The organism is Ciceribacter sp. L1K23 (assembly GCF_018122705.1).
Classification (GTDB): Bacteria; Pseudomonadota; Alphaproteobacteria; order Rhizobiales; family Rhizobiaceae; genus Allorhizobium.
Genome location: NZ_JAGRRC010000002.1, coordinates 362,979 through 376,381, shown reverse-complemented (window position 1 = coordinate 376,381; position 13,403 = coordinate 362,979). Strand labels below are relative to the sequence as shown.

11 protein-coding genes are annotated in these 13,403 nt (G+C 61.2%); 7 read left to right on the top strand and 4 right to left on the bottom strand.

The features are described 5' to 3' along the window. Positions 1-6 precede the first annotated feature (6 nt). The 5 genes from glgA to J5J10_RS20760 all read left to right on the top strand — a co-directional run bounded on the left by glgA (position 7) and on the right by J5J10_RS20760 (position 6,695). Positions 7-1,446, top strand: coding sequence for a glycogen synthase GlgA (gene glgA, locus J5J10_RS20780; RefSeq protein ID WP_211931572.1), 1,440 nt, complete (start codon positions 7-9; stop codon positions 1,444-1,446). Positions 1,447-1,449: 3 nt separating this feature from the next. Continuing rightward, positions 1,450-3,078, top strand: a complete 1,629-nt coding sequence (locus J5J10_RS20775; protein ID WP_211931571.1) for an alpha-D-glucose phosphate-specific phosphoglucomutase — start codon at positions 1,450-1,452, stop codon at positions 3,076-3,078. A gap of 10 nt (positions 3,079-3,088) precedes the next feature. Further along, positions 3,089-5,059: a glycogen debranching protein GlgX gene (gene glgX / locus J5J10_RS20770; protein ID WP_211931570.1), complete on the top strand. Its 1,971-nt coding sequence runs from the start codon at positions 3,089-3,091 to the stop codon at positions 5,057-5,059. A 92-nt stretch (positions 5,060-5,151) separates the two neighbouring features. Beyond that, positions 5,152-5,634, top strand: a complete 483-nt coding sequence (locus tag J5J10_RS20765) for a MaoC family dehydratase (protein WP_211931569.1) — start codon at positions 5,152-5,154, stop codon at positions 5,632-5,634. An 8-nt stretch (positions 5,635-5,642) separates the two neighbouring features. Beyond that, entirely contained in the window at positions 5,643-6,695 is a 1,053-nt protein-coding gene (locus tag J5J10_RS20760) for a DUF2332 family protein (RefSeq protein ID WP_211931568.1), read from the top strand. Positions 6,696-6,711: 16 nt separating this feature from the next. Here J5J10_RS20760 and J5J10_RS20755 read toward each other — a convergent pair whose 3' ends face one another. Genes J5J10_RS20755 through J5J10_RS20740 form a run of 4 tightly spaced genes read right to left on the bottom strand, consistent with a single transcriptional unit; the run spans position 6,712 to position 11,836 of the window. Beyond that, the gene (locus tag J5J10_RS20755; protein WP_211931567.1) at positions 6,712-7,260 is read right to left on the bottom strand and encodes a sarcosine oxidase subunit gamma; all 549 of its coding nucleotides are present in this window, start codon (positions 7,258-7,260) and stop codon (positions 6,712-6,714) included. Continuing rightward, positions 7,253-10,246, bottom strand: coding sequence for a sarcosine oxidase subunit alpha (locus J5J10_RS20750; RefSeq protein ID WP_211931566.1), 2,994 nt, complete (start codon positions 10,244-10,246; stop codon positions 7,253-7,255). Before J5J10_RS20750 ends, J5J10_RS20755 begins: the two co-directional genes overlap by 8 nt. Beyond that, complete coding sequence (locus tag J5J10_RS20745) at positions 10,243-10,563, bottom strand: sarcosine oxidase subunit delta (protein ID WP_208553964.1); 321 nt, start codon at positions 10,561-10,563, stop codon at positions 10,243-10,245. The genes J5J10_RS20750 and J5J10_RS20745 overlap by 4 nt, the downstream gene beginning before the upstream one ends. Positions 10,564-10,582: 19 nt before the next feature. Then, the gene (locus J5J10_RS20740) at positions 10,583-11,836 is read right to left on the bottom strand and encodes a sarcosine oxidase subunit beta family protein (RefSeq protein WP_211931565.1); all 1,254 of its coding nucleotides are present in this window, start codon (positions 11,834-11,836) and stop codon (positions 10,583-10,585) included. Positions 11,837-12,137: 301 nt separating this feature from the next. Here J5J10_RS20740 and rpsU point away from each other — a divergent pair, with 301 nt between their 5' ends. Both rpsU and J5J10_RS20730 read left to right on the top strand, forming a co-directional pair. Beyond that, a complete protein-coding gene (rpsU, locus tag J5J10_RS20735; RefSeq protein ID WP_208554453.1) occupies positions 12,138-12,365 on the top strand; it encodes a 30S ribosomal protein S21 in 228 nt (75 codons plus the stop codon). 127 nt (positions 12,366-12,492) lie between these two features. Beyond that, positions 12,493-13,362 carry a tetratricopeptide repeat protein gene (locus tag J5J10_RS20730; RefSeq protein WP_208553966.1) on the top strand — a complete coding sequence of 290 codons (870 nt, stop codon included), beginning with the start codon at positions 12,493-12,495 and terminating at the stop codon, positions 13,360-13,362. Positions 13,363-13,403 lie beyond the last annotated feature (41 nt).

Here is a 13,403-nt window from a genome sequence, read left to right as displayed (position 1 = left end):
GGGCTGATGAAAATCCTTTCCGTCGCCTCGGAACTGTTCCCGCTGGTGAAGACCGGTGGGCTCGCCGATGTCACCGGTGCGCTGCCACTGGCACTCAAGGACCATGGCGTCGAAGTCCGCACCCTGCTTCCGGCCTATCCCTCGGTATTGTCAGCGGTCGGAACGACCCGAAAGCTTGTGGATTTGGGCGAGGTGCTAGGCGAACGGGCGACCCTTCTGTCCGTTTCGTTCATGGGGCTGGACCTTCTCCTGCTGGACGCCCCGGGCTTCTTCAATCGCAAGGGTGGCCCCTATCTCGATCAGGCCGGAAAGGACTATCCGGACAACTGGAAGCGTTTTGCAGCACTCGCCCAGACCGGAGCGGAGATCGCAGCCGGCCTCCTGCCCGACTGGCGCCCCGACCTCGTGCATGCCCACGACTGGCAAGCTGCACTCACGCCAGTTTACATGCGCTATGCCGAGGCGCCCGAGATACCGAGCCTTCTGACGATCCATAACATCGCGTTCCAGGGCCAGTTTCCCGCCGAGCATTTCGGGGGGCTGCAGCTTCCGCCGCATGCGTTCATGGAAGTGCTGGAATACTATGGCACGATGAGCTTCATGAAGGCCGGCCTGCTGACCGCGCATGCGATCAGCACCGTCAGCCCATCCTATGCCGAAGAGATTCTTACGCCGGAATTCGGGATGGGTCTTGAAGGGGTTATCGGAAGCCGCGCGCCGGATCTTCATGGTATCGTCAACGGCATCGACGCCACGATCTGGAATCCGGCGAGAGACCCGTCGATTGACAGCGGCTATACGTCCGCCTCGCTGAAAAAACGAAAAGCGAACCGGACCGCATTAGCGCAGGCCTTTTCGATCGACGATGACGACGGACCGCTGTTTTGCGTCATCTCCCGGCTGACATGGCAGAAGGGAATGGACCTGCTGCCGGACGTGGTCGATCAGATTATTGCCGCTGGCGGGAGACTGGTGGTGCTCGGTTCCGGCGAATTTGGCATCGAGGGCGCTCTGGTCCATGCGGCGTCGCGCCATGCGTCACGCGTCGGCGTGAAGATCGGTTATGACGAACCGCTGTCTCATCTGATGCAGGCCGGCAGCGACGCGATCCTGATCCCGTCCCGCTTCGAACCCTGTGGTCTGACTCAACTCTACGGGCTGCGCTACGGCTGCGTGCCCGTGGTCGCAAGGACCGGCGGCCTGAACGATACCGTCATCGACGCCAATGAGGCGGCCCTTGCCTCACAAGCGGCAACAGGCATCCAGTTCTGGCCGGTGACAGTCGAAGGTCTTCGCCAGGCCCTGCGTCGCACGTTCAGGCTCTACCGAGATGACAAGACGTGGGGGCAGATGCAGAAGGCCGGGATGAAATCCGATGTTTCCTGGGGCCGCAGCGCCGCCCGATATGCAGACCTTTATAAAAGCCTCACCTCGAAAGGCCAATGACAGATGATCCTGACGATCACCACCAAACCTTATTCGGATCAGAAGCCGGGAACGTCCGGACTGAGGAAGAAGGTACCCGTTTTCCAGCAGGAGAATTACGCGGAAAACTTTATCCAGTCGATCTTCGACAGTCTCGAGGGCTTCGCCGGCAAGACGCTCGTCATCGGTGGTGATGGCCGGTACTTTAACCGGGAAGTCATCCAGAAGGCGATCCGGATGGCCGCCGCCAATGGCTTCGGCAAGGTTCTCGTCGGCCAGGCTGGTATCTTGTCCACACCGACTGCCTCTCATGTCATCCGTAAGTACCAGGCCTTTGGCGGCATCGTGCTTTCCGCCAGCCATAATCCCGGCGGCCCGACGGAAGATTTCGGGATCAAGTACAATATCGGCAATGGTGGCCCGGCTCCCGAACGCATCACCGACGCGATCTTCGAGCGCTCCAAGTCTATCGAAACCTACAAGATCGTGGAGGCTGCAGACATCGATCTCGACCGGATCGGCACGGCCGATGTGGCCGGCATGACCGTCGAGGTCATCGATTCTGTCGCCGACTATGTCGAGTTGATGGAGAGCTTGTTCGACTTCGATGCGATACGCTCCCTGATCAAGTCGGGTTTCCGCGTCGTGATCGATTCCATGAGTGCCGTCACCGGACCCTACGCGACAGAAATCCTTGAGAAACGGTTGGGCGCCCCTGCGGGCTCGGTCAGAAATGCAATCCCGCTGCCCGATTTCGGCCACCACCATCCGGACCCGAACCTGGTTCACGCCAAGGAACTCTACGACGACGTCATGAGCCCTTCAGGTCCGGATTTCGGCGCGGCCTCGGACGGGGATGGCGACCGCAACATGGTCGTCGGCAAGGGCATGTTCGTCACACCCTCCGACAGCCTGGCAATCATCGCCGCGAACGCGAAACTAGCCCCCGGCTACGCTGACGGCATCGCCGGCATCGCCCGCTCCATGCCCACAAGCGCCGCAGCCGACAGGGTTGCGGAGAAGCTGGGGCTCGGCATCTACGAAACCCCCACCGGCTGGAAGTATTTCGGCAACCTGCTCGACGCCGGCAAGGTCACCGTCTGTGGCGAGGAGAGCTTCGGCACCGGATCGAACCACGTGCGCGAAAAGGATGGTCTTTGGGCCGTTCTGTTCTGGCTGAACATCATCGCCGCCCGACGCGAAAGCGCCAGGGACATTGTTGTCAAGCACTGGGCGGAATTTGGCCGGAACTACTATTCGCGTCACGACTACGAAGGTATCGACACCGAGCGCGCGAATACCTTGATGAGCGAACTGCGGGCAAAGCTCGACACCCTTCCCGGCTCACGGATCGGCGACCTGACCGTCGAGGCGGCCGATGACTTTGCCTATCATGATCCGGTCGATCAATCGGTGTCGAAGAACCAGGGCATTCGGGTGCTCTTTGAGGGGGGCAGCCGTGTCGTCTTCCGACTGTCGGGAACGGGAACGTCGGGAGCGACACTTCGCGTCTATGTCGAGCGTTATGAGCCTGATCCGTCCCGCCACGATATCGAGACGCAGTCGGCACTTGCCGACCTTATCGCCGCGGCTGAATCGATAGCCAAGATCCGCAGCCATACGGTCATGGATACTCCCACCGTCATAACCTGAGGCGAACATCGTGACACAGGCGGAGCCGAGACAGGGTGGCGTCTCGCTGACGAAGACGGGAGCGGATTTCCTCGTCTGGTCGCACCATGCGGAAAATATCGACCTCTGCCTTTTCGACCACACCGGCGAAGACGAGATCGCCCGTCTGCCGATGCAAAGGACAGGCGGAGATCTTTACCAACTGCATGTCGAAGGCGTGCGTGAAGGCGCGCGTTACGGCTATCGCGCCCATGGGCGGTATCAGCCCGATCACGGCTTCTGGTTCGACCCGTCGAAACTGCTGGTCGATCCCTACGCGAAGGAACTCGACCGGCCATTCGCGCATGACCGGCGGCTGAGCGTCTTCGGTGAGGATACCGCCAGTATTGTGCCGAAGGCGATCGTGACGCAGGATCGGCCGGCGAAGGTAGTCATGCCCTTCTTCGGGCCGGGTTCGTTTATCTACGAGCTTGGGGTGAAATCCTTCACCCGCCTTCATCCCGACGTTCCCGAAGCGCAGCGCGGTACGGTCGCCGCCTTGGCCCATCCTGCCGTACTTGCCCACTTGAAACGGATTGGTGTCGACGCGGTCGAACTTATGCCGATCGTGGCCTGGATCGACGAACGCCATCTGCCGCCGCTTGGCCTGACAAATGGCTGGGGTTATAATCCGATCGCCCTGATGGCGATCGATCCCCGCCTTGCACCGGGTGGAGTGAAAGAACTTCGAGACACCGTCGCCGCCCTTCACGCCGAGGGCATCGGCGTGATCCTGGATCTGGTTTTCAACCACACTGGTGAAAGCGATCGTCATGGCGCAACGCTGTCGCTGCGCGGCCTCGACAACCTGTCCTGTTATCGGCACTTGCCCGACAATCCCGGCGTGCTGGTCAATGACACGGGATGCGGCAATACGCTGGCCTGCGACCACCTCTATGTTCGCCGCCTCATCGTCGACTCGTTGCGCCATTTTGTGATGAACACCGGCGTCGACGGCTTCCGCTTCGACCTCGGGCCGATTCTTGGAAGGACTGCGACCGGCTTCCACACGTCCTCCCGTACACTTCATGCCATCAGCAGCGACGAAGTTCTGAGCGACCGTATCCTGATCGCGGAGCCATGGGATGTGGGTCCCGGAGGCTACCAGCTCGGCAATTTCCCGACACCCTTCCTGGAGTGGAACGACCGCGCCCGCGACACGGTGCGACGCTACTGGCGGGGAGACGCTCACATGACGGGCCAGATCGCCACCGCGCTGGCGGGTTCATCCGACATCTTCGGCAAGGAGGATCACGCCGCCAGCAGGACCGTCAACTTCGTGGCCGCCCACGATGGCTTCACGCTTCTGGATCTTGTCTCCCACAGCCACAAGCGCAACGGCAAGAACGGCGAGGACAACCGGGACGGCCATGACGAAAACTTCTCATGGAACAACGGCGTCGAAGGGGAAACACAGGACAGGGCGGTACGCAACAACAGGATCAGGGACGTAGCCGCTCTACTGTCGACGCTGTTCGCCAGCCGAGGCACGATCATGCTGACCGCCGGCGACGAATTTGGCCGCACTCAGCACGGCAACAACAATGCCTATTGCCAGGATAACGAGATGACTTGGCTGGATTGGCAACATGCCGATCAGAGCCTGATTGACCACACGGCTTTCCTTACCGCACTCCGCAAACGCTTTGACGTCTTCGCGGGGACGGACTTTTTTTCCGGCGACTCGGATGTCGAATGGCTGACAGCAGAGGGTACCGCGATGAGTGTTGCGGATTGGGAAGCGGCGGAGGGTTCGCTCCTGACCATGATACTCGCCACCGGTGACACGGAGAGGTCGAAGCCGGCACGCCTGGCGGTCGTTTTCAATCGCAGCCACGATACCCTCGACGTCCAGCTGCCATCGTCGGCGACGACGAAAAAGTGGCGAAAGCTCCCATCCGAACGGGCATCCGCCGCATTCCGCATCAAACCTCGAAGCGTCGAATTCTTCGTCGAGCAGTAACGATTTCATGACCTTGCCGCCAGCGCGGGATATTCCTACGCGTTGACGTCTCCTATAAGCTTTCAGTGTGTTTGGTTCGCAAGTGAGGTGAGATGGCGCGCGAAATTTCCTTGGTCGAGGTCGAATCCCTCGTCGGACAGGAGATCGGCCTGTCGAAATGGATCACCGTCGACCAGACCATGATCGATGCTTTCGCGGCCGCGACGGACGATCACCAGTTCATTCACGTCGACCCGGAAAGGGCACTGGCCGAATCTCCATTTGGTGGAACCATCGCGCACGGCTTCCTATCGCTGTCGCTCTTGTCCGCTATGAACTACGACGCGCTGCCAAAAATCCGCGAACAGACAATGGGGATAAACTACGGCTTCGATCGCGTCCGCTTCATGTCACCGGTCAAGAGCGGCAAACGCATCCGGGGCCACTTCGTGCTGGCCGACGCCCGCTTTCGCGGAGCCGGAATGCTGATGACCACCTACGAGGTTTCCGTCGAGATCGAGGACGAGCGAAAGCCGGCTTTGACGGCAACATGGATCACCATCGTGCAGTTCGATCCCAAGGATCGGCCTCTGTAGAGGACAGTATGACGAACGAAGCTGATATCCGGGTGTCTTTTGTCCGCCAGGCCGAAGCCTGCGAAACACTCGGTTCGGCCTTTACCGGCCGTCTGTGTCGGCTGGCCGCGCAACGCCTGAGCCGGGACAGCGCCGTCGAACGGGTCATTCTTGAGTGGAAGGGCAATCCGACCGGCACCGGCGACGCTCTTGCCCTTCGCCTCGCGGGAGCGCTGCATGCGCTGGTGATATCAGAATCTGATGAAGGTCTTGCGGCCGTCTATCCGCCGGAAAATTCTTCCGACGAAGCATTGTGGCACGCCTGTCGAAACGCCTTCGTTCTGCATGAAAGCTTTATCCTGGACCGGTTGAAATCCGCCCCCCAGACAAACGAGGTTCGCAGGTCATCGGCCCTGTTGCCAGCGTTTCTCACGATCGCGGACCGCTGCGACAAACCGCTCGTCCTGTCCGAGGTCGGCGCAAGTGCAGGCCTCAATCTCCGCTGGGATCGCTATGCCTACCGGCTCGGGGATTTTGCCTGGGGCGATGACAGCAGCGTCGTTCTCGCCCCGGACTGGGAGGGGGAACCGCCACCTCGAGCGCAGGTATCTGTTGCGGGGAGAGCCGGCTGCGATCTCAACCCACTCGACCCGGCCTCGCCCGACGATTGCCTTCGCCTTACCTCGTACATCTGGGCGGACCAGCAGGACCGGCTGGAACGCACCCGCGCGGCATTGGCGATCGCCCGACAGGATGGGCTAAAGGTGGAACGCGCCGACGCAGTCGACTGGCTGGAATCCAGGCTGCGAAGAGATCACGCTGGCCAATGCCATGTCGTCTACCACACGATCGCTTGGCAGTATCTGCCGACGGAACTCAAGCAAAAGGGTGAGGCATTGATCGCCGCAGCCGGCGCAAGGGCAACGACACGCGCGCCGTTGGCCCGCCTGCAGGTCGAGGCTGACGGAGAGCCGGATGGCGCATCGATCAGCCTTCAACTCTGGCCAACCGGCGAGAACCACGAAATCGGCCGTGCCGATTTCCACGGCCGATGGATCAAATGGAAAGGCTGGCCGACCTGATCGGCTAGCCTTATTTTCAATGTGCCTCTTCGGCAGCCTCGTTCAGAAGGCCGAATGCATAATCGGCAAAGGACCGCCAGCACTCGACGCGGAACGTCTCCTCATCGACACGGTAGAGCACGATTTCGATCTTGCCGAAAATCGTGCGCGACACGGCACCCACCGGAAAGACCGCGAGGGACAGGTCCTGCGGGCAGCCAGCGTTGAGAACGGCTTCGGCTGACGGGCCAGACACCAGGATCCCGGTGTTGCGGTGGGAGACATCGGTCGCCGCATGAACGACGCCCGACGCCGCACAGGCGCCCATCAGGTCGCCACCCGTCTCGTCGATCAGAAGCCATTCGTCGGGACCCAGCCAGAACGCCAGCCGGCCCTTGGCTGCCGCGGACGTCTTCGGCTTCACTGGCAGCTTGACGCCAATCGACTTGGAAAGAGCCGCCACTTCGCCTTCGCGGGCGCGCAACGACACGCGGGAAGCGGGTTCCGCCGGCGTGATCCGCACCGAAGCCGAGCCCCCGCGACGGCCCTGCAGAACGGGCTTGCGGATTACCATCTGGTCAGCCATGGATGCGGCCTCCTTCCTTGTCATAGAAGACGGTATCGGTCACCTCGACGGCGACCGTCTTGTCCTTCATCGGCACGAACAGTAATTCGCCCATCCGAGCGCGACCACCCGCGATCATCGCGATCGCGATCGGCTGGCCAAGTACTTCCGACCAGTAAGACGAGGTCACGTGGCCGAGCATGGTCATAGGCTTCGGCTGGTTCGGATCGGCAACGATCTGGGCACCCTCGATGAGCACGGATTTGCCGTCCTTGCTCCTGAGGCCAACCAGTTGCTTGCGACCCTCGCGAACGAGGTCCGGACGCTTCAGTCCGCGAATACCGACGAAATCGGCCTTCTTCTTGGAGACCGCCCAGCCGTAGCCGGCATCGTCAGGCGTCAGCGTACCGTCTGTATCCTGGCCGACGATGATATAGCCTTTCTCGGCACGCAGTACGTGCATGGTTTCCGTGCCGTACTGGCAAGCGCCCAGGCTTTCGGCCCGCGTCCACACCTGTTCGTAGACCGAAGCCCCGAAATCGGCCGGCACGTTGATTTCGTAGCCGAGCTCGCCGGTGAACGAGACGCGGAAGAGCCGTGTCGGAACGCCGCAGAACTTGCCCTCGGCCACGCTCATGTGCGGGAAGGCTTCGTTGGAGATATCGATGCCTTCGACGAACGGCGCGATGATGTCGCGCGCCTTCGGCCCCTGCACGGCAATGACTGCCCATTGCTCGGTCGTGGACGTGAGCCAGACCTTGAGTTCCGGGAACTCGGTCTGGAGATAGTCCTCCATGTGATGCAGCACGCGCGGCGCGCCGCCGGTCGTGGTCGTCACGTGGAAGCGGTCCTCGGCCAGACGCCCGACAACGCCGTCGTCATAGACGAAGCCATCTTCGCGGGTCATGATGCCGTAGCGGCATTTGCCGGGCTTCAGCGTGTCCCATGCATTGGTATACATCAGGTTCAGGAACTTCGCCGCGTCCGGACCGACCACCTCGATCTTGCCGAGGGTGGACGCATCGAAGACGCCGGCGATCTCGCGAACCGTCTTGCATTCGCGATTGACGGCAGCGTGCATGTCCTCGCCCGGCTTCGGATAGTACCAGGCACGCTTCCAGTTTCCGACATCCTCGAAGTCCGCCCCGGCTGCCACTTCAAGGGCGTGGAGCGGCGTTTTGCGGGTCGGATCGAAGAGATCGCCACGCGAGTGGTTGATGAGCGTGCCGAAGGTCACCGGCGTATAGGGCGCGCGGAAGGTCGTGAGACCCACCTGCGGGATTTCCTTGCCGAGCATCTCCGCCGCGATCGCGAGACCGTGCATGTTCGACAGCTTGCCCTGGTCGGACGCCATGCCGTTCGTGGTGAAACGCTTGATGTGCTCGATCGAGTGCATGCCTTCGCGCACCGCCAGACGGATGTCCTTGGCGCAGACGTCGTGCTGGAAGTCGATGAAAGCCTTCACGGCATCGTCCGGACCGGCACCTTCGGCCGCGCCGATCATACCGCCTGTCCAGGCATATGCATTGGCGCCGGAGAGCTTGGTAACGGATGCACCCGTGGCACCAGCAGAGGCGGCCATGGCGGAGCCCGCCGCAGACGCCTCGTCCAGAACGGCCTGCAGGTCGTCCGTACCGTTGCAGGCACCGACGCAGATGCTGTCCTGAGCGTAGATGTCAGGCAGGAAGCGCTGGGTCGCGGCATCGAATTTCAGCTTGCCACGCGATTGCGAGAAGAGATGGACCGAAGGCGTCCAGCCGGCGGAGATCAGCAGCGCATCGACCTCGATCGTACGCGCCGAACCGCCGCCATTGCGCTGCACCTTGATCGACTTGACCCGAAGGCGGCCCGAGGTATCTACGACGGAGTGCCCCGTCAGAACCTCGATACCGAGCGAGCGAGCCTGTGCCAGAACATCCGCGCCCGGCGCTTCACGGCAATCGACGATCACGGGGACGGAGACACCGGCCTTTTTGAGATCGATGGCCGCTTCGTAAGCCGAATCGTGCGCCGTGTAGACGCCGACCTTGGCACCGACGGAGACTCCGAAATGGTTTAGATAGGTCCGGCCGGCGGCCGCCAGCAGGATGCCTGGACGGTCGTTGTTCGCGAACACCATGTGGCGTTCGATCGCGCCTGTCGCCAGAATGACCTTCTTCGCGCGAACCTGCCAGAGGCGCTCGCGCGGCTGGTTCTTCTCCGGCTTCGCCAGGTGATCGGTGACACGCTCGGCCAGAGCCACGAAATTGTGGTTATAGTAGCCGAACGCGGTCGTGCGGTTCAGCACGGTGACATTGGGCATCGCGGCCAGCTTTGCAGCGGTGGCCTGTGCCCAGTCGTAGCCGTTCTGACCATCGACCATCGCGCCGATATCGTGGTGGAAGGCTCCACCCATTTCCGGCTGCTCGTCGCAGATGAACACCTTGGATCCGGCCTCGGCGGCAGCAAGAGCGGCCGCGAGACCGGCCGCACCGCCGCCGACGATCAATACGTCGCAATGGGCGTAGCGGTTGGCATAATGATCCGGATCCGGCTCCTTCGGCGCCACACCAAGGCCGGCGGCGCGGCGGATGAAGGGCTCATAAAGTTTGTGCCACGCAGCCTTCGGCCACATGAAGGTCTTGTAGTAGAAGCCGGCGGCGAAGAACATCGAGAAGGCGTCGTTGATCGCGCCAATGTCAAGCGACAGCGACGGCCAGCGATTCTGCGACGTCGTGATCATGCCGTCGAAGACTTCCTGCACCGGCGCACGCACGTTCGGCTGCCGACGCGCGGCATCGCGCGACACGTCAAGCAGCGCGTTCGGCTCTTCCGGACCCGCTGTCAGGATGCCGCGCGGCCGATGATACTTGAAAGAGCGACCGGTCAGATGAACGCCGTTGGCGATCAGCGCCGAGGCAACGGTATCGCCCTCGATCGCCGTGTAACTGGTGCCGTCGAAGGTAAAGCGCGCGGTTCTGGCCGGCGTCAGGCGACCTTTGCCGGGAATACGATTGGCTCCGCTCATTTCGTCGCTCCCGTTACGACACCCGCAGCAGCGAGCCGTTCAGCGTCAGGCATCGGCTCTCCGGCCTTGTAAGTGAAGTGGATCTTGTCGCTGACGGTATCGCGGGCCGCATTGAAGAACCGGCCGCAGCCATGAATATGGCGCCAGCGTTCGAAGATCAGGCCCTTCGGGTTGTCGCGGAGGAAGAAATAGTCTGCGAATTCGGTATCCGAGATTTCGGCAATATTCGTTGGGCGCGCGATGTGCGCCTCTCCGGCTCCGCGGAATTCGAGCTCGGAGCGCTCTTCCTCGCAATACGGACATCTAATCAGGAACATCTTGTGTATCTTCCTTCAATCAGTGCGCAACGGCCGCCGCGGCGGCTTCGTCGATCAGTCTGCCGGTCTCGAAGCGCTTCAGCGTCAACCCTTCGGCAAGGCGATGCGGCTCTCCACGGGCGATAAGATGCGCAAAGAGATGCGCGGAACCGGGCGTCGCCTTGAAGCCGCCGGTGCCCCAGCCTGCGTTGACGAACAGGTTCGGAACCGGTGTGACGCTCTGGATCGCGGATCGATCCGGCGTGTTGTCGGTGATACCGCCCCACTGGCGCATCATCTTGACGCGACGGAACATCGGGAACAACTCGCAGATGGCGTCAAGCGTGTGCGTGATGATCTGCAGGCCGCCCGTCTGCGAATAGGAATTGTATTGGTCTGTACCGGCGCCAATGACGAATTCGCCCTTGTCAGACTGCGAGATGTAGGCATGAACCGAGTTGGACATCACGACGCATGGGAAGATCGGCTTCATCGGCTCGGACACCAGAGCCTGCAACGGGTTGGAATGCAGGGGCAGCTTGACGTCTGCCATCTCCATGATCATCGAGTTGTGGCCCGAGGCGGATACGCCGATCTTCTTGGCGCCGATGAACCCCTTGCTGGTTTCGACACCGGTCACCTCGCCGTTCGGGCCGCGGCGGATCGCCTTGACCTCGCAGTTCTGGATGATGTGCACGCCACGGTCGGATGCCGCGCGGGCATATCCCCAGGCAACGGCATCGTGACGGGCCGTTCCACCGCGACGCTGCAGAGCGGCACCGTTGATCGGATAACGTGCCGATTTCGAGATATCGAGTACGGGCACGAAGGCCTTGGCCTGCTCCGGCGTCAGCCATTCATTGTCGATGCCATAGAGATTGTTGGCATGGACGTGGCGCATGAATGACTGCTTGTCGTGGATATTGTGCGACAGCATCATGACACCGCGCGGGGAGTACATGACGTTGTAGTTCAATTCCTGCGACAGGTTTTCCCAGAGCTTCAGCGAATGCTCGTAGATGTCCATACTCTCTTCGTAGAGATAGTTGGACCGGATGATCGTCGTGTTTCGGCCGGTATTGCCGCCGCCAATCCAACCCTTTTCGAGAACGGCCACATTGGTGATGCCGTGTTCCTTGGCCAGATAGTAAGCCGCGCCGAGACCATGCCCACCACCGCCGATGATGATCACATCATAGGACGACCGCGGCTCGGGCGAGGCCCATTGAGCTCCCCACCCCTTGTGGGCGCGCAGTGCCTCGCGGGCCACGGCAAAAACCGAATATTTGCGCATTCGCCTTAAAACTCCTGTGGTTTCGGCACTTGGGTATGTCGATAGCAGTCGCAAATCAAGCAGTGTCGCGAAGTCCGTTTTGCGACGCATTGCCACCCGCTTTCGACACCGAGGGAAAAACCGGCGCTGCACCCTATTTTTTTCGTTTGGCCGCCGCCGGCATCTGGACTTGACCCTGCTGATCTGCTATCCCGCCTGCCAAATCGTGGGCAGGAATGTCTCGCGAGCGGAATTTATTGATACATCCGTCTGTCGCCATTGTGACACGGAATTGCAACCAACCAAAGGAACGGGATTAGACGTGCAGGTACTTGTCCGCGACAACAACGTTGATCAGGCGCTCCGCGCCCTCAAGAAGAAGATGCAGCGCGAAGGCATCTTCCGTGAAATGAAGATGCGGGACTACTACGAAAAGCCGTCTCAGAAGCGTGCCCGTGAAAAGGCCGAAGCTGTTCGTCGCGTTCGCAAGCTGGCCCGTAAGCGCGCACAGCGCGAAGGTCTCGTCAGCGCAGGTCGTACCGGCCGTTAATTCGTCGTTTTTTCGACGTTTTCCGATGTTGTAAGGGCGGTTGCGACTGTGTCGCTGCCGCCCTTCAAGTATAATGTTCATGTCGGCCCTCGTGGCGGAAAAGACTAGACGGAAAGCGCGCCTGGCAATGGCTCTGATGACGTACCTTCCCCTCGTGACTTCCCATAGGGCCGCATCGGTCACCGGATTTCGCACCGTGCTTTGCACTGCAGTAATCGCGATCGGTCTGGCAGGCTGCCAGTCCACGCCGTCAACGACGGACGTCATCCGCATCGACCGCGCCCAGGGATCCGAGGAAAACATTGCGTCGCTGACAGCCGTCATCAACGCCAATCCGCAGGACCCCGAGGGATATAACGTGCGCGGATCGGCTTATGGCCGCGCCGGAGAGTTCCGCAAGGCGCTTGAGGACTTCAACCGGGCGCTTCAACTCAATCCGCGCTTTTATCAGGCATACGCGAACCGCGCCCTCGTCTATCGCAACATGGGCCAGCCGGTCGAAGCGGCAAACGACTACAATTCGGCGCTGAAGCTCAATGCGAACTACGACGTTGCCTATATCGGCCGTGGCAACATTTATCGCCAGGCTGGACGTATCGACGAGGCGTTCACCGATTTCAACCGGGCAATCCAGCTCGATACGACCGACGGTCGCGCCTATCATAATCGGGGCCTGATCTTCCAGCTGCGCGGCCAGCACGCCAAGGCGATCGAGGATTTCTCCAAGGCGATTTCGCTCTCTCCGAGCTCGCCGGAACCCTACAACGGTCGCGGCGTGTCCTATGTCGCATTGAACGACGACGAAAACGCCTTCGCCGATTTCAACCACGCCATCGAGCTCAATCAGCGCCTCGCTGAATCGTGGGCGAATCAGGCCCTGATCTATGAACGCCGGGGCGACAAAGCGCGTGCGATGAAGTCCTATTCCCATGCGCTGGGCCTCGACCCCAAGTATGTCCCGGCACAACAAGGGTTGGCGCGCCTGCGAAGCGCTTAGTCCGTCCATCTCGCGACACAAAAAAGCCGGCGTCACCGCCG